Genomic DNA, 19,469 nt, shown 5'->3' with positions numbered 1-19,469 from the left:
CTATTTTACCCGCTCCGGATTTTCACTGACAAATGCACCCCATCCACCTTTTTTAGATTTTTTTGAAGACCCGGTGGATACAGAAGCGGGTGAATTGGCGTGATAATGATGGCAAATAGCAATGGCGATCCCGTCGGTTGCGTCCATAAATTCCCGGCTGAGCTCCATACTGAGGATTTTTTCGAGCATATAAGCAACCTGTTCCTTGGAAGCGCTTCCACTGCCGGTGACAGATTGTTTCACTTTTTTGGGTGAATACTCGACAATTGGAATGTCCCTGGCCAGTGCAGCTGCCATGGCCACACCCTGCGCACGGCCCAATTTGAGCATCGATTGCGGGTTTTTGCCGTAAAATGGATCTTCAATTGCCATTTCGTCGGGCAGATATTCCCCGATGAGCTGGGTAATGCGCTCAAAGATTTTCTTTAACTTCAATTCATGCGTAGTATATTTGCTTAGATGAATCACACCATATTGAACCAATGTAATGTGCTGGCCTTTCACCGAAATGACTCCGTAACCCATCACCTGGGTGCCGGGATCCACCCCAATAATCACTTTTTCGGTAGCGTCGGTTTGCTGCATTTTAATCATGGTGCAAGATAAGGAACTCTCTACTGCCAAAGAAAAAAGAAACCTGCAAAACCTGCTCTGGCTGGGCAAGCTCATTATCACGCTCCTGATCCTGAGTTATATCTATAAAACTTTTCAAAACGAGCAAAAGGGCATTGCCGATGTGAGCGCCGTTTTTCGGGATATACTGGTTCCCGATCATTTGCCGATTTTGCTTTTCATGCTCGTGCTTGTGCCTGTCAACTGGGCACTGGAAAGTCTGAAATGGCAGCAACTGGCAAAAAAAGTGGTTGATATCAGCTTCCGGGACGCATTTCGCGGGACATTAACCGGGCTTGCGCTTGGTGTGGCAGCTCCCGCTCAACTCGGTGACACTATCGGACGGGTGGCTGCATTGAAATCGGACCGGCGGCTGGAAGCAATAGGCGCGGCGATTGTGTCGAATGGTATCCAGTTTTATATTTCGGTGGCGATGGGAGCAGTGGGTTGGTTGCATTTGGAGGGCAGATTAGGCCTGCCGCCGAGAAGCAAGCAAATCATTCATATGCTGCTTGCGGTTGTCATAATAGCCGGAATTTTTGTTGTCTGGTTCCGAAAACCGCTTACAGACTGGCACCCAAGGAAGGCCATTTTTCAGAAGGCGCACGCCTATTTGCGCATCATTGGCAATTATTCAGCCTGGGATATTGTTGTTTCCACAATGTACGGGGCGCTGCGTTACGCAGTGTTTCTGGGTCAGTTTGTGCTGGCGTTGTCGCTTTTCAATTTTCCCGTTCCTGCATTTGAACTTGCGTCTGCGGTTTCATTGATTTTTTTGGCCAAAACACTGATCCCGGCGATCAATGTGCTGGGTGATCTGGGGCTGAGGGAGTTTACTGCCTTGCTGGTTTTTGAGCCTTATAATTTGCCTGCCGAAGAGATTATCGCGGCTACTTTTCTGGTCTGGATGCTCAATGTGCTCGGACCGATCCTGATCGGGATTTTCCTGATCTGGAAATATAAATGGAGTAAGATGAAATTTTCAAGCTCCAATAATTAACTCAATGACACAACATTATTTACTTTCCTGGCTGATTCCCCTACTCTGGCTCGTCATTTTGAGTTACGCGGTTTTTACATTCATTCTCACCTTTTTCTGGAACCGGATCAAGCCGTCGGGTATTTTTAAGTTTGATAAAAGAATCTTCATTTCGGTCATTATTCCTGTCCGTAATGAAGCAGATAACATTGGTCTTCTGCTCAATGATCTGGACAAGCAACACTTCCCACATGAGCAATTCGAAGTCCTCATTATGGACGATAATTCCACCGACCGCACCGCTGCGATCGTTCAGGCACTTGCGGCGAATTCTCAGGTAAACCTGCACCTTATCGCCCTTCCGGGCACTGCCACCACATCTCCCAAAAAACGGGCTATCGAAACGGCCGTTGCGCGCGCAAAGGGAAATCTGATCGTGACCACAGACGGGGATTGCCGCGTGGAATCAGGCTGGCTGCAATCCATTGCGGCCTGTTATGCAGCAACGAATGCAAAACTGATCAGCGCGCCGGTCACTTTTGCAGATGAAAAATCGGTCACTGATCATTTACAGACCGTAGAATTTGCAAGCCTTATCGGAAGCGGCGGGAGCGCCATCGGGGCTGGATATCCTTCCCTGTGCAATGGGGCAAATCTGGCCTACGAGAAAAGTGCATTTATAGAAGTGGGCGGATTTGAAGGCGTGCGGCACATTGCTTCGGGCGATGATGAATTCCTTATGCACAAGATTGCGGACAGATATCCCGATGGGGTGCATTTCTTGAAAGATGCGAGGGCAATTGTGACGACGAAGGCGCACGATAACTGGCAGGCTTTCTTCGGTCAGCGGAAGCGCTGGGCAAGTAAATGGAAGCATTACCAGAGCAAGACGCCTCTTTTTCTGGCCATTTATATCTTCACTTGTAATCTTTCACTGATAATAAGCGGGTTACTCTATGCTGTCGGCCTTGTTGACGGGTATGTTTTTCTAAGCCTGTTGTCTGCCAAATGCCTGCCCGAGTGGCTTTTTCTCGGCTCTGTTTTATCATTTTTGAAAAAGCCCGGATCTATTCCCTACATTCCGATTACGCAGATCATTTATCCTTTTTATGTTTGCTTTTTCGGCTTGGCGGCGCAGAATCCGGCGTATGAGTGGAAGGGACGGAAGCTGGTTTGATTTGTTATATCCTCATCGAAGTAACGTCATAAAGGAAGTATTTATCAATCACTTTCAGCGTAAACGACGAGGGGGTTAAACCCAGGATCATATTCCGGATGTAAACGGCGATGCTGCTCTCAAGCTGCCCGATTTTGCCTAGTCGCCTGCTGTCTTCAACGATGTTTTTGGCGCGGGCAAATTGCAAGGATTCGTATCGTTGAAATACGGTGTCGGTGACCCCATATTTCCGGATGATTTCTCCTAATATATGCGCTCCTTCAAAAGCAAGACACCCGCCTTGCCCCAGGTTGGGGGTTGTCGGGTGCGCTGCATCTCCTAATAATGTACAATTTCCTTGGGACCATCCTCTAACGGGAACCCTGTCCGCGAGGCTGGTTTTGTAAATATGATTGGTTTTTGAGATCAGGTCCGGGATCGGATCATGCCAGTTTCCGAAGAGCCGCAGCAACTTTTCCTTTGTTCCTTCCGGCCCGTCGTCGGCCATAAATCGCTCATTCTTTGTTGCCCACCAGCCACATTGGCTCTCGCCGATGGGAATAATGCCTACTCGTTCACCTTTCCCATAACTTTCGCTTGTGTAACCGGCCCCTACCCCCAGATCCGCAATGCCGCACCAGATGCTGTAACCCTGAAAAACAGGTTTGCCATCGCCAACAATAGCTTGCCTAACTAGTGAATTAATCCCATCGGCGCCGATCATTGCATCAAAAATCTTGAACGCACCATTTTTAAAGCTGACACTGACCCTTCCGTCCGGAGTATTTTGAAATGAATCCAGCTCATGGTCGGGATAAAGGGTTGCATTGGCGTGTCTGAGCAAAATTGCGTGCAACTCGGAGCGGCGCATACTCATGGCGGAGAGCTGGTATCTTGGCTCGGTCAGGGCAAGTATTTTGCCCTGATCCGTTTTCATAATAATCTTCGAAATGGCGCTCCCTATATCCATAACATCTTTCAAGAGTCCGAAAATGCCTGAGCACCCGTAATGCATTAGGAAACAGGGTGATACAGGCATCTATCTCGTTGAACGTTTCTTTTTTCTCGAAAATATGGCACTTGAACCGCGTGTTCCTCAGGCTGACAGCCAGTGCCAACCCTGCAATTCCTCCGCCAATGATTGCAATTTCCTTTGTCTGCATGGGGCTTGGGGTTTTAGTTACTAATTTTTGAAGATTTTTTCGGATTGCACAGATCCGTCTTTTCTGGTCATGCTGACGATATACATGCCGGAAGGCAAGTCCCGAAAATTGATCCGCCTGCCAGACATTTTTTGTATTTGCTCTTCCTTGAATGCCCCTACCGTAACACCAGCGCCATTCGTGATTTTCAGCTCTCGTATGTTAGCCCAATCTTTGGCGTCAACTGTAAGCCAGTCTGATACGGGGTTCGGGTGAATTGCCAGCCCGCTTTCAACACCGAAGTGAATGTTCCGCACGCGGCTATACGCATAAGTTCCATCTTGATCTACCATCTTCAGGCGATAAAGATTTTCTCCTTTTCCCGGGCTGCTATGCTCAAATGAATAGCTTTTAATCGCATTGCTTTCGCCATCCGCCTTCACCTGCCCGATTCCTTTCCATTGCTTGCCATTCGTGCTGTGCTGAATTTCAAAATGGTCGCTGTTTGTTTCTTCGGAAGTGCTCCATGTAAGTGAAACCGTGGATGCGTCCGTCAGCATGCATTTGAAATCAATGAGCTTGACCGGCAACGCAGACATGGCCTGCGGCGTCAAACTCCCCAAAACCCAAGTGACACTTACGCCGCCGCCGGAGGAAATATTGGCTGCGCCGTAAATTCCTGAGGGAGAGATGGATTGTGAGCTAGCCAAACAGGCTGAGCAGCAAAAACCCGTGATCATTAAAAATCTTTTCATTTCGCAGCTGATTTTATCTCTGTAAGACCGGTTCCTTTATTGACACTCGCTTCCAGCAACTCCAACCGCTTACCCATTTCCCGCATGCCTTCCAACTCCTTACGCAGGACCGCAATCTCGTCCGTTTTGCGCTTCAACTCCTTAACAGATTCAATCAGGTGAGGAACCAAACCAATGTAGTTGACAGACTTGAAACCATCTTTATTCGTAGAAACCAGTTCAGGAAAAATCTGCTCAACTTCCTGGGCAATCAATCCCGTTTGAAGTGTCTGATCTTTGGTTTTATCTTCCCAGTTGTAATGGTAGCCTTGTAAGTTGCTTACTTTGCCGAGGCTGTTTTTGAATGGTAGAATGTTTGTCTTGAGGCGGCGATCGGAGGTTTGGATTAAATTGCCGTTTAGATAGCCATTGCCTTGTGGATTTACCCAAAACCGCCAGCCTCCGCCTATGAAAAGGCCAATTTCGGTGTCTGTCTTCATTCCAACAAATCCCTCGGCAGCGCTTTGTGAAGCATCGAGATAAATTCCTGCGGTTGATGTTCCATTGTATCTTATTCTCATTCGGCCATTGACGTCCATCGGATATTCTGGATTAGTTAACCCAATTCCTACTTTGCTATTCCTTAGAATGGTAAGGGCATTTATACGCCCGCTAGAGGACCCAGCTCCGATTTGAAATATCCGATCAGTCGGAAGACCTGCTGCCGGATTAGGGTTGTCGTCGTTTTCATTCCATCTTCCCAAAGATATTCCTCCCCGAGCCTTTGCAACGGTGCCTTCTCCAAATGCCATCGAGTAATTTCCTGAAGCAACGGAGTTAAACCCTCCCGCAAATGATGCTTCTCCATTAGCGGATGTATTATTACCAAATGCAAATGTGTAATTACCGATTTGGGCATCGTCCCACGCTCCTGTGTTTTCAAAACCGAATCTGAATGCAGCCTTTCTCGGATACCAGATAAATTTTGTTTGTGCAGGTATCGCTGGAAGCGTCCCTCCCTGCCCAATATTTCCAGTCATAAAAACTGGATCATCATTTTTCAATCGATCAGCTTCAGCAGCGTGGAGCGCGTAAGGCACACTTAGCAATTGAGTTGTGCCAAGATCGACAAAATTACTTCCCGAACTTGGATCCATTTCCACTTTTAAATAGTACTCGCTGGTCTTCCAATTGATGTTGCTCAAATTAATCCCCGCGCTTCCTACTGAGACATTAAACACTCCCTGAGAATTAGTAAAAGGGACATGCTCTTCTTCAAATTTCGTATTCGAGTTAGGGGCACCCTGATAAATCGTCAGGCGTAGTCTCACTATTTTATCCGCAATCACCTTCCCGGCCGCGTCTCGCGCGACTCCTTGAAAACTGAATTGCTGCGGCGCCTGCGCTTTGGCCAGTAGGCAAAGAAACAGCAGTATGGTTGCAATAATAAGTGTCCGACAATCTGATAGTGGGTCTTGCGTCCGCATGTGTAAGTGTAGAATCGTTTTTTTCATTTTATACTATCGGTTTTTAAGATTAATACTATAATGCATGGTGTGTGGGCATGCATTTGCTTGGCGTAATTCTCGGTATTAAGTCTGAGAAAAAGAACACCCGATGAGCCAGAGGCGGGGATGAATTATTTAAGGGTAGAGATTTCCGCTGGGCGTAAATTATTATATAAGCAGGGCTTATAGGCTGGGTTTTGACATTAATTGAGCCGGGTGCACTCGTGGCAAAATTCTACTCCAATTGTCTCATACAGTGAAGCGCGATGTATCCAGATGAGGCTTTTGATGGTCACGCTTTATTCAAAAAGATTTTTGATAACCCATAAAATAAATATTGTAATCAAAGCCTTGATAAGCTCGTGACGGAAAGAGCGGGTCTTGCGCATAGAAATGGTAAGGTTGGGAATTCACTTCATTTAAAACAGACGCAATGCCGTCAAAAAACGCCAGATAGGAAAAAATGGCTGAGCCAAAGGCGGTGCACGTTTACCCAAAGGCAAAGCTTAGCAGAAATCACCAAAAAAATGGCTGCCCCAAATGAGACAGCCATTTCCAATTCACATAACGCTATATAAGAATTCTAAACTTACTTTTTCGAAATTTTGGAGGGGTATTTACCTTTTGCTTTTGACGCTGAGAATGCCGGGAAGTCGATGATGCGTGCAAAGTGGTTTGAACCCGTTCGGAATACATTCTCGCAGATCGGGTTATCATTTTCACCCAGTTTGGGGGACCAGGTATTTACGTTCGCATTAATGGTAATGTTGGGTGAATCGCTGTATCCTGCGTTGCTTCCGGTAATCTGGATTGTGGACTCAGCATTGTTGCTGTCTTTGTACCAGATCCGCGATGCCGAATTCGGATCTAACGGTGCACATTGACCTATTAGTGTGATATTCGCAAGAAGGGCTACGAGTAAAAGTATGGCGCACATTGTTGAGTTCCTTTTTATTACTCAACGAAAGTAGACTACAACCAAAAGTATGCAATCCTTTTTGTGACCAGTCAGGGAATGCCTGGGGTGATATCTCAGAATTCCGGGGTTTTAACAAAAGTCAGAATTGCATTTTAACGATATATTCCCACACTAAACATTAACTAAATTGGAGCGGATGACATTTATTTTTTTAGTAAAACACATTCATTCTACGCCTTCATCACACTATTATTCCATTCCTTCTTGCACTTTCTAGAAATGCTGCGATATGCAATTCGTTTATGGTTCTAATTCAATCGCATCATAATAATTTTCCCATTTCCTTATTACAGCATCGCAAAGGAAGGAACATCTGTGACCTATGGTTACTATCCAATTATTTGGATGCCGGTTTGCCTTTAATTTCCTTGATCTCGTTCTGCATCTCCTGCAACATTTTCATCAATTGCTGCATATCCGTTTGTGGCTCGGGAAGCGCCTTGCTATGGAAGCTGTAATATTCCCAAAGCTCGATAACCTCCGAGAGCGGCACAGTGTAGGCAAAGTATTGCTTATTAAATGACTGCAAGAGCATAGTCCCATCTTTATTAATGGTAACCTGCTTGAAAACAAAATCCTGATCGCCCTTCAGAATAACAATGCAAGGGGTCTCCGGACGGATCGTTGTCCAGTCCTGCACATATCTGGTAATAATGTCGGCACCTTCCGGGACGGGCAGCATGGAATCCCCCACCGTCGGGAACATTCTAAATGTGCCGTTTTTGGGAAGCGTAGGTAAGCTGAACCGGGGCAATGTTGCCAGAAACTCAGGGTCGCTGTAACCTGAGCGATATCCTGCCTTGGCCTGAACCGGAACATATTCAATGTTTTCTTTCTCCTCTCTGTCCACAGTAATGGCTAGCACGCGAATGTTGTTGCCTTTCATGAATAGCTCACTTCCCTGTTCCAGATCCTTCACTTTCTGCTCCGATAGCTTGCTCAGATCAATTTTAAGCAGGCTGTCAATGCTCATCCTGAAAAATTCCGAAAAATGAATGAGATCGTCGATCGTAGGGTTGGCTGTGCGTCCACTTTCATGCGCATTCAACTTCACCCTGGTGATTCCCAGCCGCTCAGCGAGTGCTTCCTGACTCAGTTTAAGGCGCAAACGAAGGAACCTGATGTTCACCGGCCAAAATATTTCCTGACTTCCCATAACGTGAATGATATTTTATAAATCAAACATATGATATTAATAATATCAAAAGTAGCAGCATTTTTTTATTTTCCTACAAATAATGGCTAAAATAATTTTGTTTAAGTATTTTTGAAAAAAGTTAAACAAAATGTCATCCTATTCTATCAAAGACCTGGAAAGAATAAGCAGCATGAAAGCGCACACAATTCGTATGTGGGAGCAGCGCTATGGCTTGCTTGAACCTGAGCGGACGGATACGAACATTCGCTTTTATAATGACGACCAAGTCAAGAAGCTTCTGAATGTGTGCACGTTACTGGATCGGGGAATGAAAATCTCGCGGATCGGAAAGCTGACCAAATCTGAAATAGCATCGGAGATTGACAAGATCATCCAGGCCTCGTTTCAGGGCGATGTGAATGTAGAGGCGATTATCAATCAGGCACTGATTGCGATCACCACCTATCACGTCGCGCTTTTCGAGGAGCTTTTCGCAAATGCGGTTAAAAGGCTTGGATTAAAAAAAACATACACGAAAATCCTGTATCCGCTGCTGGTGAGAACGGGCTTAATGTGGGTAAAGGATGATTTGCTGCCTTCTCAGGAACACTTTTTATCTAATCTTATCCGGCAAAAATTGTTTGCTGCGGTTGACGCCCTGCCACTGCCGGAAAAACCAGATCAAAAATGGATCCTTTTTTTGAATGAGGAAGAAGATCACGAGATCGGTTTGCTTTTTGCGTACTATATGGCCAGGCAGATGGGCCAGGATGTGGTTTACCTGGGTGCCCGGGTTCCGTTGCAGGATCTTACAGCAGTTATTTCTGATTACAAGCCTACGCACGTTTATTCTTTTTTTGTACGTAACCAGTATGATAATCAAGCAGAAACACTATTGGGAAGCCTTAGAAATAATTTCCCCAATCTGACGATCTGCATCTCGGGAGGCGATGAAAAAACAAAGGAAATCGCTAACAAAAAAGGGGTTATCTTAATTGAGACAATCGAAAATCTGACAGACATTCTTAACAGTTCAAATGCATAACCAAATTCTGACTAAAACTGGTAAATCACATGAAATTGCAGTCATAGGTGCAGGTTTTGCCGGACTGGCAGCAGCTTCTGTGCTCGCCGAAAGCGGAAATAAGGTTACTGTTTTTGAAAAAAATCCGGGCATAGGAGGCCGCGCAAGGACTTTTTCGCAAGATGGGTTCCTGTTTGACATGGGCCCGAGCTGGTATTGGATGCCCGATGTTTACGACAGCTTCTTTTCACTCTTTGGTAAAAACACATCTGATTTTTACGATTTAAAAAAACTTGACCCTGGTTTTGCCGTCATTTTCGAAAACGAGGTGATGGACATTCCTGCTGATTATGATGCGGTTTGTGCGCTTTTTGAAGACATTGAAGCGGGCAGCGGGGCAAAGTTGCGGAAATTCATTGCCGAAGGGGAATTCAAGTACCTGGTTGGGATGAATGATATGGTTTACAAGCCAGGGCATTCGGTGACAGAGTTTTTCAGTTTGAAATTATTCAAAGACGCGCTGAAACTCCAACTTTTTACTTCGTTCAGTAAGCACGTCAGGCAATATTTTAAAGATCCGCGGCTGCTGGCGCTGATCGAATTTCCGGTCCTCTTTCTGGGCGCGATGCCAAAAGACACGCCCGCCCTGTATAGCCTTATGAATTTTGCTGGCCTCAAACAGGGCACATTTTATCCTATGGGCGGCTTCGGAAAAGTGGCGGAATCATTCAGGAAGATAGCAGAGGATGCAGGAGTCAATGTGCTGACCAGTCAGAATATTGAAAAATTCGATATAGCGTCAGACAAAATCAGCCATTTGCATACCAAAAACAAAAGCTTCAAAGCCGACGCTGTTATTGGAAGTGCTGACTATCATCACATTGAACAGAATTTACTGGAAAAAGAATACCGCACCTATAACGAAGCGTACTGGGAAAACAGGACTTTCGCTCCCTCGTGCCTGTTGTTTTATTTGGGGGTAAATAAAAAGGTCGATAAGCTTCGTCACCACAATCTGTTTTTCGACGAGAATTTTGATCAGCACGCCGTTGAGATATACAAAGATAAAAAATGGCCGAAAAGTCCGCTCTTCTACGTTTGCTGCCCTTCCAAAACCGATGCATCCGTAGCGCCGGCGGGAAGTGAAAATCTGTTCATATTAATGCCCATTGCCATTGGCCTGGACGACCCCGACGCAATCCGGGAGACGTATTTCAACGTACTTATGGAAAGGCTGGAAAAATTTGCCGGTGAAGACATCCGAAATCATGTGGTTTTTAAGAAAAGCTATTGCGTGTCCGATTTCATCTGCGACTACAATGCCTTCCAGGGAAACGCTTACGGACTTGCTAACACGCTGATGCAGACTGCTATTTTTAAACCGAAACTCAAAAGCAGCAAGGTCAAAAATCTATTTTATGCTGGCCAGCTGACTGTTCCCGGACCGGGCGTTCCGCCTTCTATCATTTCAGGCCGCATTGCAGCCACTGAACTTCAAAAATTCCTAAACAAATAAGTCATGAAGAGCTTGTTCGACAATCTGTCCGCATCATGCAGCAAAACAACCACACAACTATATAGTACGTCGTTTTCGCTTGGCATTTATTTCCTGAAACCATCATTGCGGGCGCCGATATACGGTATATATGGCTTTGTAAGGCTTGCCGACGAAATTGTGGATAGTTTTCATGACTACGATAAGGAGTTTATGATGGACAAAATCCGTAAGGATACGGTGGAAGCGCTTCACCACAAGATCAGCATTAACCCGATCTTGAACAGTTTTCAGCACGTGGTACATACATATAACATTGAATGGGAGCTGATAGATACGTTTTTAAGGAGCATGGAAATGGATTTGATGAAGAAGGAATACAGTCCTGATTCCTATTCCGAATATATTCTTGGCTCCGCCGAAGTTGTGGGATTAATGTGCCTGAGAGTGTTTACGGAGGGAAATCAGCAGCTGTTTGATGAACTCAAACCATTTGCGATGAAGCTTGGCGCAGCGTTTCAGAAAGTTAATTTTTTGCGCGATTTGAAGGCCGATTATGTAGACCTGGGCCGAACCTATTTTCCGGGCGTAAATTTTGACCACTTTTCATATAAAGAAAAAGAGAAGATCCAGCAGGAAATTGAAGAAGATTTTGAACAGGCATTGATCGGCATCAAGCAGTTGCCGAGTGGCGCGAGACGCGGCGTTTACCTTGCCTATTATTATTACAAAAAGCTTTTCCTGCGGATCAAGGAGACCCCGCCCGAAAAAGTGATGAATGCACGCATACGAATTCCCGATCATGATAAAGTGGGACTCATGTTTCGTTCGTTAGTAAGGCATCAGTTCGACCTTTTATGACGTTTTTGATGTTATAGGGGCTGTCGGCTGTCGGCAATCAGCTGTCAGCTGTCAGCAATTGGCTGTAAGCAATAGGCTGTAAGCCGAAAGCCGATTGCCGACAGCCGAAAAATCCCTTAGTTCCCTAAATCCCGATTTTATGACTGATCAAGTTGTGCTGGTGAATGAAGATGATATGGAAATTGGGCGGATGCCTAAGTTGGAAGCGCATCAAAAAGGTGTTCTGCATCGTGCATTCTCTGTTTTTATTTACAACTCAAAAGGCGAAATGCTCCTGCAGCAACGGGCTTTCGGCAAGTATCATTCCGAAGGGCTTTGGTCTAACACATGTTGCAGCCATCCGCTTCCGGACGAATCTGCGCATCATGGAGCGGTAAGACGACTTTCCGAAGAGATGGGAATCACTGCTGATCTACAATTTCTTTTCACATTTCAATACCATGTCAATCTCGAAAACGGGCTGACGGAAAACGAGCTGGACCACGTCTTTTGGGGCATTTCCGACGCAGTCCCCAAAATTAATGTGAGTGAGGCTAATGACTTCAAATACATGAAACCTGCTGATATCGAGGCGGATATGCAGCGGAACCCACATACTTACACCGAGTGGTTCAAAATTTGCTTCTCGGAAGTTGCCGACAAAATAAGACCAAAACAATAGCCGACGGCCATTTGCCGAAAGTTGAAAGCCTGAATTTGCAATGAGCCCCTGGATAGTAAATACATTGATCGTACTGGCCGCATTTGTTGGAATGGAATGCGTGGCGTGGCTTGCACATAAATACTTGATGCACGGCGCTTTATGGTTTTTACATCATGACCACCACCAGCGTGATGACGGTGATTTTTTCGAAAAGAACGACTATTTCTTTGCCATCTTTGCTACGCCCGGGATTCTCTGCCTTCTGCTTGGGGTTAATCAGGGATTTAATTACTTCTTCTGGATAGGACTGGGGATTACGCTTTACGGTTTCACATATTTTCTGGTGCACGATATTTTTATCCACCAGCGTTTCCGAATGTTCCGGAATACGGATTCCGTGTATTTGAAAGCGATACGCCGGGCTCACAAAATGCACCATAAGCACCTTGGAAAATATCAGGGAGAATGTTTCGGGATGCTTTGGGTGCCTTTAAAATATTTCAGGGATGCTAAAAACGCCGCGGCAAAATGAATTTTCTCTATTTGCTTGTTGACTTGGGCGCAATTGCCGTTCCTCTGTTGTTTTCCTTTCATCCCAAGATCCAGCTCTATAAGCGGTGGCACTTGCTATGGCCTTCGATACTGCTCTCATTGGTGCCATTCGTGATCTGGGACAGTTATTTTACAAAGATCCGCGTATGGGGTTTTACGCCAAAATACTTGACAGGGATCTATTTCTTTGACCTCCCTGTGGAAGAGATCCTGTTTTTTATCTGTATTCCGTACGCCTGCCTGTTTACTTACTATTGTTTTCGGATTTATTTCGGGGCCGACTATCGCGTAAAAAGGGAGAACAATATTACTGCCATTTTCCTGTGCTTCACCTTCGCAATGGGTCTGACGTATTTTGACCGATATTACACTTGCTGGACGGCGGTCGGTCTGTTTGGCTTCCTGTTGTTTCTCAAACTCGTTGTAAAGGCTAAATGGCTGAGCCTGTTTTATTTCTCCCACATGTTTTTACTGATTCCATTTTTCATCGTAAATGGGATTCTCACCGGTTCGGGGCTGGACGAGCCTGTTGTTTGGTATAATAATGCTGAAAACATTGGCATAAGGATTTTTACCATTCCGTTTGAAGATATCTTCTACGGGATGCTCATGTTGTTGCTGAACACGTTTTTGTTTGAATATTTACTGGCTAAATATCCCGTTCCTGAGAAAGAAAATCTAGAAACGGTCTCCGTGCGTTAACGAAACCAATCTGTTTGTTAGGCCAGGCAGATAATTCAAAGTCCTCAATGTAAGATCGGTTGTAAGCCTTTTGCCAAATAATCCCTGCAAATAGTAACCGGCTGTAATTCGGCGGCCGAATGCATTGTTCCAAGCGGTCTTATAGTTAGCCGCTGCTGCTTCCTTCGTTTGCTTTTGCTCAAAAACCCGGATCAGTTCGCCCGCCAGAATCTTCGAGGCGCGCATCGCCATACTCATGCCATTGCCGCAAAGCGGGGTTATAGAACCAGCTGCGTCACCGAGCAGAAAAACGCCGTCGGTCTGGATTTGTTTTTTGGCAAAACGTATGTTACTGATAGCAAGCGGATTCTCGTTAACAAATTCAGCATCAGCAAAGTAACGTTTTAAGAAAGGATTTTTGTGCAACACATTTGTCTCCATGCTCTTGATGTCCTTCGCATTCTCCTGCAAATTCCGGGATGTGGTCAGGTAACACAGGCAATGCCAGTCCTGATCAACTTTTGAAATCCCGCAGTAACCGTCTTTGAAATTGTGAAGCTCGATGCGATCTGCTGCCAAATCTGTCTTAATGTGATATTTAACACCGATGTAATTGTCTGTTTCATTCCCTGCATCCGAGACTTTGGACGACAAAAACTGAGGCGTGTATTTTCCATAACTCCCGCAAAGCACCTTCACATGAAAATTCCCCAATGCTGTTTTGACCTCAAAACCTTCATTCCCATTATTTTGCAGTCCATTAACGCGGCAATGTTCCATGATTGCCACGCCCTTTGCCGATGCAATGCGAGCAAGCGCGTGATCCAGGCTGAACCTGCTGATGCCATACCCGCCCATTTGAAGGCTATGTTCAAGCATAAAGCCCCTTTCGGAACTGATTCCGAGCTTGGTAATGATCGGCAAATGGAGCGATTCCAAGTCCATTCCAAGACTCTTAATAAAATCCCAGCTCTCCATAGAAATGTATTCGCCGCAAACTTTGTGAGAAGGAAACTGATTTTTTTCAAACACAATAACGGAGATGCCTCGATCCGCAAGCTGGATAGCAAGACAAAGGCCGGCTAATCCACCACCAATAATGCCGCAATCATACGTTTTAGCTGGCGTTTCCATAAACGATCACTTCATGCCTGAACGCCCATTTATTCCGGACAGAAAAATTGACTGCTCCGGCCTTTTCCAAAATCGCCAACCATTCCGCTTTCTTGAAGCCACGCAAAACGGATAATGGCGCATCATTCTTCACCAGATAAGATTTGGAAAACAATTTTGTCAACCATTTTATGGAGTAATAGGCCAAAGGATTCCGTTCCAGATCATTAATCACCAAAACCGACTTATTACGCAGCGCAAACTCTACAAGCTCAACAAGTTGGCTTTCGGCCAGATGATGACAGAACAGGCAGGCGTGAATGATATCAACTTGGTCCAGGTGGCTAAAAATATGCCGGTAATCATCGCAAATAAGCTTTACGGATGCCGTTTTCAGGTTTTCTGCTGCATAAGCAATGCATACGGGCTTAATGTCCACTCCATATAAGTTCAGCTTATAACCTGCTTTGTTGCTCCAATGATGAATACGTTTCAGCGTATCCCCGCCTCCGCAGCCAATATCAACGAGAATGTAGGATTTACCTGGCCTGACAACCTTTTTTAATGCGTCAAAAGAAATATTATAGCCGCCAAGCCAGTGATTTATAAAATCAAGTTCTCTTAAATTCTGAAAAAGATCCGCAGATGGGATTTCCTCCTGATCAAGTAGTTCCTTATTCTGATTGCGGGATTTAAACATATCGCAATTGCATTGTTTCAATGCTCAGCCCCGGCCCGAATGCCGCTGCAAAGATGCGGTTCCCCGCATGCTCAGGCTTCGCTTTTGCAAGAACTTCTTTCAGGACAAACAAAACTGTAGGCGACGACATGTTACCGTAGTTTTTAAGCACATTATATGTAGGTGCCATGTGGCACTTGTCCAGTTCCAGAGCACCGGCGAAGTCGTCTACAATGCGCTTTCCCCCCGGATGAACAGCCCAATGTTTGAACTCTTCCGCCACCAGCCCGATCCTGTCCATCATAGGCTTGATATTTTTCCTAATAAGGTCCGGCACATAAGATGACAAATTCATGATGAATCCCGTTTCCGACAATTGCCAGGCCATATCCGAATAGCCATTATGCAGGATCAGGGAGTTGAATGTGTCAATTTTGACCGGATGAAGATAATGTTGCCCAGGCTCAGACGTCACCAAAACAGCCGCGGAACCATCCCCAAAAATCAAGTTGGAGAGCAAATAGTCATCATTATATCGTTTCTGAAAATGAATGGTGCAAAGTTCCGTACACACGATCAGCACCTTTGCGTGCGGTTGACTGTTGCAGATTGCATCCGCATTTTTAAGCGCAATGATAGCCGCGTTACATCCCATAAAATTCACGCTGCTACGCTGGATCGCAGGATTCAGATCCAGCTCGCGCACGAGTTCCACATCGAGGCCGGGAGCAAAAAGACCAGTGCAGGTGACAGTGATCAGGTGCGTTAAAGTGCCTTTTATTTGTTCAAATCCTTCAATGCGCTCAATTGCGCTTTTCGAAAGGTTCGTCGCATGCTTCTGATAGAGCTGCATGCGTTGCGTCAGGGTCGGTTCGGGAAGTAATGTGGCGGTTTTGTTAAAAAACTGGTAATCTTCCGGTGCTTTATCAAAATCCGAAATCACGGAATAGCGGCTCGCAATGCCTGTTTTCCCCGCAACTATTTTAATCTTTCTCTTATTGGTCAGGTCGTCGGTCGATTTCAGGTAAAATGAAGCCAATGCTTCCTGCGAATAACAATGCTCGGGGACGGCCGTCTCAATAGCGGATATATAACTCAATGGAATTCTGTTAATTATAATTAAAACAATGAAACAACTGTTCATGCAAACGGCTGCAATCCAATTCATCCGCATGGTATTCCTGAAATTTGCTTCACTCCTATCCCTCCACACCCGGTGAAACCAATAGCCAAAATAGACGATAATTGGCAAAAAGAACACCTGAATAATTGCAAAAACCATTCCAAGGCCCCTCGATGTAAAATACAAATAATAAAATACATTACACAGCAAAAACATCAGTGCAGCAAACAGAAATGTGCCGATGTAACCGAGCTTGTAGCTCAATGTGATAACGCCGTCCTTCAAGTCCTGCTTGTGCTGATAAACTTGTGTGAGCGGATACGCGCCCGCAATCTGAAAAGAACAGCCTAACAGCACGTAAATATGCTCCTGGTTCAGCACCAGCGCACTTCCCGACACGCCCACAATGGACATGTAGTAGGTAAACGCGCCCTGGAAAATCACGACGACCAGAAAACCGGTTACCGGATATTTTTTCAGCCGGATCTGCCTCGAACTGTACGCCCGCGATGCGGCAATGTATAGGACCAGGCAACCTGCGAACATTATATTTACGAATAGGAGCGCTAAAACGATCGCGGTAAAATCCAGAAACAGGGTGAGGTAAAACAGGCTGGCCGTGGGCATCGGCGGCTTCTCTAATCCGCCGATGCTATCTTCATCCTTATCCACATAGCTATTGTAACCGTTACTAGCCGGATAAACCAACAAGTGAATGATCAGGAAGGCAAAAAGCGCCTGGCGGTGTGCAACCGTTTCTGCCTGGCTGTAAGCAAACAGGAACAAGGGCATCAGAAAAAACGAGAATGGTATCCTTAGGAGCTTTACAGTATTGCCATCGATGCGCATGGCCCAATTTAAGAAGAAATTCTGTGCATGAAAATCCGGCTCAACATTCGAACAGCTCGCCCGACCTCCAAAATGAATTATATTCAAAAAACTTAAAGCATTATTGAATATAATTCTGAATTATACTAACTTCACAGAATTATGAACGGAACCGAAATTATTCTTGACAAAACAGACCTTGGCATTCTTCGGCTTATGCAGGGCAACGCCCGCATTACCAATGCAGACATTGCCCGTGAACTGGAAATGGCGCCTTCCGCAGTGCTGGAACGAGTTAAGAAGCTGGAACAGAAGCAGGTAATATTGCAATATACAGCCCGAATCAATCCCGTAGCAGTAAATCAGAAACTGCTGGCATTTATTTCCATGAAATCCTCGGAAGGAATGGGGTCCAATAACACGGCAAAAGAGCTTGCCAAAATTCCGGAAGTGCAGGAAGTGCACCACATTGCGGGGGAAGATTGCTACCTCGTCAAAGTCAGAACAGCAGATTCCGCATCGCTGATGAATTTAATGCGCAACACTTTTAGCCATATCCCTAATATCCTATCCACCAGGACAACTATTGTTTTGGAAACAGTTAAGGAGGAACAACAATTAGTCATACCAGAAAAATAAAAGATCATGCAAGCACAAAGTAAAGCACCTTCCACCCTGTTGGTTGTACTGGCTTTTGCCACCGTTTACATCGTATGGGGATCTACTTATTTCTTCATCCAACGCGCATTAGAAGGCTTTCCGCCATTTTTTCTTGGCGCATTCCGCTTCATTACGGCCGGTTTAATCATGCTAATTTGGAGTTTGTTACAGGGAGAAGATGTGTTTTCTGCGAAAGCCATAAAGCCAGCAATCATAACCGGGCTTTTGCTGTTATTTATTGGAAATGGCATCGTGATCTGGGTAGAACAGTTCCTTCCCAGCGCAATGGTGGCGATTATGATCTCCTCCTCTCCGCTCTGGTTCATCCTGCTTGATAAACCCAAATGGTCTGAAAATCTGAGCAATAAATCAACGATTGTTGGCTTACTGATCGGTTTTGCGGGTGTGGTGCTTTTGTTTAGCGAGAAAATTATGGTCTCTATGTCTTCCCTGAACAGCTCCCGCGACTTATTTGCAATGGCCCTTGTCGTCTTTGGCTCAATGGCTTGGGCAGGTGGTTCTTTGTATTCCAAATATAAATCAGGCACGAACTCGGCAACTGTCAGCTCCACATGGCAGATGCTCGCGGCAGGCATTGCGTTTCTGCCAGGAAGCTTTATTTCCGGAGAGTTCACCAACCTGGATCTTGCCGCAATTCCTATGGATGCCTGGCTGGCAACGACTTATCTGATCATATTCGGATCAATCGCTGGTTTCAGCGCTTATGTATGGCTTCTCAAAGTGCAGCCGGCTACGAAAGTGAGCACATATGCATATGTGAATCCCGTTGTAGCAGTGCTCTTAGGCATATTTTTCGCGAATGAATCCATTTCCGTGCTCCAAATCGCAGGGCTGGTCATCATCCTTGGAAGCGTGCTTTTGATCAACCTGCACAAGTATCGCAAGCCGAAAGAAGCTGTTTCTGCTTACTAAGGCGATTCCAGTTACATGCCTCCGGCATTCGGAACTGCCTGGGCCGGGCGATTTTTGCTACCGATATTTTATGCCTCCGGCATTGGCTTAATGCCTGGGTGGACGATTTTCCTACTGAAATTTTACGCCTCCGGGATTGAAACTGCCTGGGCGAGGCAATTTTCTACCGAAATTTCATGCCTTTGGCATTTGGCTTAATGCCTGGGCGGACGATTTTCCTACCGAAATTTTATGCCTCTGGCATTGGCGTTCCGCTAGTGCCGGAGGCACGAAATATTGGTAGCAAAGATAAATAAGAGAAAATGGAAATCCCGGAGGGATGTAACTGCATCCTATACTTTATTAACAAAAGCTTGCATCTGTGATCTGCTCCACATCGGAAATATCCCTGTTTGTTCTGATCAGGGCAAAGATCCGTTCGAAGTCTATGAGTTGAGAGGCTTCAAACGCGATTACGCCTACGAACTCTCTTCCTTTACTGATGAAATTGAGGTGTTTAATCCTCGCACCTTTGACTGATTCTACTATGGAGGTGATTTTGTGAAGGTTTACAGCATTTCTGTAAATGATTTTCAGGAAAAAGATCTTGCTCATATTAATTGTTTCTGGCTAATGGATGTTTGATGATT

Annotated in this window: 20 protein-coding genes and 1 pseudogene; 10 read left to right on the top strand and 11 right to left on the bottom strand. The window is 45.4% G+C overall.

All coding sequences use genetic code 11. The features are described from left to right. Positions 1–585 carry a crossover junction endodeoxyribonuclease RuvC gene (gene ruvC, locus MUK70_RS02965; protein ID WP_234655449.1) on the bottom strand — a complete coding sequence of 195 codons (585 nt, stop codon included), beginning with the start codon at positions 583–585 and terminating at the stop codon, positions 1–3. Positions 586–592: 7 nt separating this feature from the next. Here ruvC and MUK70_RS02960 point away from each other — a divergent pair, with 7 nt between their 5' ends. Both MUK70_RS02960 and MUK70_RS02955 read left to right on the top strand, forming a co-directional pair. Then, entirely contained in the window at positions 593–1,612 is a 1,020-nt protein-coding gene (locus MUK70_RS02960; RefSeq protein ID WP_234655450.1) for a lysylphosphatidylglycerol synthase transmembrane domain-containing protein, read from the top strand. A gap of 4 nt (positions 1,613–1,616) precedes the next feature. After that, positions 1,617–2,768 carry a glycosyltransferase gene (locus tag MUK70_RS02955; protein ID WP_234655451.1) on the top strand — a complete coding sequence of 384 codons (1,152 nt, stop codon included), beginning with the start codon at positions 1,617–1,619 and terminating at the stop codon, positions 2,766–2,768. 4 nt (positions 2,769–2,772) lie between these two features. Here the strand turns inward: MUK70_RS02955 and MUK70_RS02950 are convergent, their stop codons facing one another. The 6 genes and pseudogenes from MUK70_RS02950 to MUK70_RS02930 all read right to left on the bottom strand — a co-directional run bounded on the left by MUK70_RS02950 (position 2,773) and on the right by MUK70_RS02930 (position 8,266). Then, positions 2,773–3,762: an FAD-dependent monooxygenase gene (locus tag MUK70_RS02950; protein WP_244784649.1), complete on the bottom strand. Its 990-nt coding sequence runs from the start codon at positions 3,760–3,762 to the stop codon at positions 2,773–2,775. Positions 3,763–3,814: 52 nt separating this feature from the next. After that, positions 3,815–3,910, bottom strand: a pseudogene (locus tag MUK70_RS31045) (NAD(P)-binding protein); the annotation flags it as partial. A gap of 20 nt (positions 3,911–3,930) precedes the next feature. Then, positions 3,931–4,644, bottom strand: coding sequence for a T9SS type A sorting domain-containing protein (locus tag MUK70_RS02945; protein ID WP_234655453.1), 714 nt, complete (start codon positions 4,642–4,644; stop codon positions 3,931–3,933). Next, on the bottom strand, positions 4,641–6,137 hold the full coding sequence (locus tag MUK70_RS02940) for a tail fiber domain-containing protein (protein ID WP_234655454.1): 1,497 nt from the start codon (positions 6,135–6,137) through the stop codon (positions 4,641–4,643). The genes MUK70_RS02945 and MUK70_RS02940 overlap by 4 nt, the downstream gene beginning before the upstream one ends. A 583-nt stretch (positions 6,138–6,720) precedes the next feature. Continuing rightward, positions 6,721–7,068, bottom strand: coding sequence for a hypothetical protein (locus MUK70_RS02935; RefSeq protein WP_234655455.1), 348 nt, complete (start codon positions 7,066–7,068; stop codon positions 6,721–6,723). A 379-nt stretch (positions 7,069–7,447) separates the two neighbouring features. Next, complete coding sequence (locus MUK70_RS02930) at positions 7,448–8,266, bottom strand: XRE family transcriptional regulator (protein ID WP_234614502.1); 819 nt, start codon at positions 8,264–8,266, stop codon at positions 7,448–7,450. Between the two features lie 130 nt (positions 8,267–8,396). On the opposite strand from MUK70_RS02930, the gene MUK70_RS02925 reads away from it, so the two are divergent. The 6 genes from MUK70_RS02925 (at position 8,397) to MUK70_RS02900 (ending at position 13,525) form a co-directional block, all read left to right on the top strand. After that, positions 8,397–9,293, top strand: a complete 897-nt coding sequence (locus tag MUK70_RS02925; RefSeq protein WP_234655456.1) for a MerR family transcriptional regulator — start codon at positions 8,397–8,399, stop codon at positions 9,291–9,293. Continuing rightward, a complete protein-coding gene (gene crtID / locus MUK70_RS02920) occupies positions 9,286–10,788 on the top strand; it encodes a bifunctional phytoene desaturase/3,4-desaturase (RefSeq protein WP_234655457.1) in 1,503 nt (500 codons plus the stop codon). Before MUK70_RS02925 ends, crtID begins: the two co-directional genes overlap by 8 nt. Positions 10,789–10,791: 3 nt before the next feature. Next, the gene (locus MUK70_RS02915) at positions 10,792–11,628 is read left to right on the top strand and encodes a phytoene/squalene synthase family protein (RefSeq protein WP_234655458.1); all 837 of its coding nucleotides are present in this window, start codon (positions 10,792–10,794) and stop codon (positions 11,626–11,628) included. Between the two features lie 139 nt (positions 11,629–11,767). Beyond that, positions 11,768–12,289: an isopentenyl-diphosphate Delta-isomerase gene (gene idi, locus MUK70_RS02910; protein ID WP_234655459.1), complete on the top strand. Its 522-nt coding sequence runs from the start codon at positions 11,768–11,770 to the stop codon at positions 12,287–12,289. Between the two features lie 40 nt (positions 12,290–12,329). Continuing rightward, positions 12,330–12,803 (top strand): sterol desaturase family protein, encoded by a 474-nt coding sequence (locus MUK70_RS02905; RefSeq protein ID WP_234602333.1) that lies wholly within the window; start codon positions 12,330–12,332, stop codon positions 12,801–12,803. After that, positions 12,800–13,525: a lycopene cyclase domain-containing protein gene (locus MUK70_RS02900; protein ID WP_234655460.1), complete on the top strand. Its 726-nt coding sequence runs from the start codon at positions 12,800–12,802 to the stop codon at positions 13,523–13,525. Before MUK70_RS02905 ends, MUK70_RS02900 begins: the two co-directional genes overlap by 4 nt. Here the strand turns inward: MUK70_RS02900 and MUK70_RS02895 are convergent. Genes MUK70_RS02895 through MUK70_RS02885 form a run of 3 tightly spaced genes read right to left on the bottom strand, consistent with a single transcriptional unit; the run spans position 13,502 to position 17,355 of the window. Next, positions 13,502–14,638 (bottom strand): NAD(P)/FAD-dependent oxidoreductase, encoded by a 1,137-nt coding sequence (locus MUK70_RS02895; RefSeq protein ID WP_234655461.1) that lies wholly within the window; start codon positions 14,636–14,638, stop codon positions 13,502–13,504. The genes MUK70_RS02900 and MUK70_RS02895 overlap by 24 nt on opposite strands. Beyond that, the gene (locus tag MUK70_RS02890) at positions 14,622–15,317 is read right to left on the bottom strand and encodes a methyltransferase domain-containing protein (RefSeq protein ID WP_234655462.1); all 696 of its coding nucleotides are present in this window, start codon (positions 15,315–15,317) and stop codon (positions 14,622–14,624) included. Before MUK70_RS02890 ends, MUK70_RS02895 begins: the two co-directional genes overlap by 17 nt. Next, positions 15,310–17,355 (bottom strand): UbiA family prenyltransferase, encoded by a 2,046-nt coding sequence (locus MUK70_RS02885; RefSeq protein WP_234655463.1) that lies wholly within the window; start codon positions 17,353–17,355, stop codon positions 15,310–15,312. The genes MUK70_RS02890 and MUK70_RS02885 overlap by 8 nt, the downstream gene beginning before the upstream one ends. Before the next feature lie 54 nt (positions 17,356–17,409). On the opposite strand from MUK70_RS02885, the gene MUK70_RS02880 reads away from it, so the two are divergent. Beyond that, positions 17,410–17,886 (top strand): Lrp/AsnC family transcriptional regulator, encoded by a 477-nt coding sequence (locus tag MUK70_RS02880; RefSeq protein ID WP_082215290.1) that lies wholly within the window; start codon positions 17,410–17,412, stop codon positions 17,884–17,886. 6 nt (positions 17,887–17,892) lie between these two features. After that, the gene (locus tag MUK70_RS02875) at positions 17,893–18,840 is read left to right on the top strand and encodes an EamA family transporter (RefSeq protein ID WP_234655464.1); all 948 of its coding nucleotides are present in this window, start codon (positions 17,893–17,895) and stop codon (positions 18,838–18,840) included. A 342-nt stretch (positions 18,841–19,182) separates the two neighbouring features. Here MUK70_RS02875 and MUK70_RS02870 read toward each other — a convergent pair whose 3' ends face one another. Beyond that, positions 19,183–19,434, bottom strand: coding sequence for a hypothetical protein (locus MUK70_RS02870; protein WP_234655465.1), 252 nt, complete (start codon positions 19,432–19,434; stop codon positions 19,183–19,185). Positions 19,435–19,469 lie beyond the last annotated feature (35 nt).

The organism is Dyadobacter chenwenxiniae (assembly GCF_022869785.1).
In the GTDB taxonomy this organism is placed as follows: Bacteria; Bacteroidota; Bacteroidia; order Cytophagales; family Spirosomataceae; genus Dyadobacter; species Dyadobacter chenwenxiniae.
Note: the sequence above shows the minus strand (reverse complement) of the source record. Positions and strands in the feature narration are given on the sequence as shown.

Excerpts from the sequence above, each read along its gene's own strand:
- MUK70_RS02925 (WP_234655456.1), top strand. The coding sequence starts at position 8,397 with ATGTCATCCTATTCTATCAAAGACCTGGAAAGAATAAGCAGCATGAAA.
- MUK70_RS02955 (WP_234655451.1), top strand. The coding sequence starts at position 1,617 with ATGACACAACATTATTTACTTTCCTGGCTGATTCCCCTACTCTGGCTC.
- MUK70_RS02880 (WP_082215290.1), top strand. The coding sequence starts at position 17,410 with ATGAACGGAACCGAAATTATTCTTGACAAAACAGACCTTGGCATTCTT.
- MUK70_RS02900 (WP_234655460.1), top strand. The coding sequence starts at position 12,800 with ATGAATTTTCTCTATTTGCTTGTTGACTTGGGCGCAATTGCCGTTCCT.
- MUK70_RS02930 (WP_234614502.1), bottom strand. The coding sequence starts at position 8,266 with ATGGGAAGTCAGGAAATATTTTGGCCGGTGAACATCAGGTTCCTTCGT.
- MUK70_RS02870 (WP_234655465.1), bottom strand. The coding sequence starts at position 19,434 with ATGAGCAAGATCTTTTTCCTGAAAATCATTTACAGAAATGCTGTAAAC.
- MUK70_RS02935 (WP_234655455.1), bottom strand. The coding sequence starts at position 7,068 with ATGTGCGCCATACTTTTACTCGTAGCCCTTCTTGCGAATATCACACTA.
- MUK70_RS02915 (WP_234655458.1), top strand. The coding sequence starts at position 10,792 with ATGAAGAGCTTGTTCGACAATCTGTCCGCATCATGCAGCAAAACAACC.
- MUK70_RS02905 (WP_234602333.1), top strand. The coding sequence starts at position 12,330 with ATGAGCCCCTGGATAGTAAATACATTGATCGTACTGGCCGCATTTGTT.
- MUK70_RS02890 (WP_234655462.1), bottom strand. The coding sequence starts at position 15,317 with ATGTTTAAATCCCGCAATCAGAATAAGGAACTACTTGATCAGGAGGAA.
- idi (WP_234655459.1), top strand. The coding sequence starts at position 11,768 with ATGACTGATCAAGTTGTGCTGGTGAATGAAGATGATATGGAAATTGGG.
- MUK70_RS02960 (WP_234655450.1), top strand. The coding sequence starts at position 593 with ATGGTGCAAGATAAGGAACTCTCTACTGCCAAAGAAAAAAGAAACCTG.
- MUK70_RS02940 (WP_234655454.1), bottom strand. The coding sequence starts at position 6,137 with ATGAAAAAAACGATTCTACACTTACACATGCGGACGCAAGACCCACTA.
- crtID (WP_234655457.1), top strand. The coding sequence starts at position 9,286 with ATGCATAACCAAATTCTGACTAAAACTGGTAAATCACATGAAATTGCA.
- MUK70_RS02950 (WP_244784649.1), bottom strand. The coding sequence starts at position 3,762 with ATGCATTACGGGTGCTCAGGCATTTTCGGACTCTTGAAAGATGTTATG.
- MUK70_RS02945 (WP_234655453.1), bottom strand. The coding sequence starts at position 4,644 with ATGAAAAGATTTTTAATGATCACGGGTTTTTGCTGCTCAGCCTGTTTG.
- MUK70_RS02895 (WP_234655461.1), bottom strand. The coding sequence starts at position 14,638 with ATGGAAACGCCAGCTAAAACGTATGATTGCGGCATTATTGGTGGTGGA.
- ruvC (WP_234655449.1), bottom strand. The coding sequence starts at position 585 with ATGCAGCAAACCGACGCTACCGAAAAAGTGATTATTGGGGTGGATCCC.
- MUK70_RS02875 (WP_234655464.1), top strand. The coding sequence starts at position 17,893 with ATGCAAGCACAAAGTAAAGCACCTTCCACCCTGTTGGTTGTACTGGCT.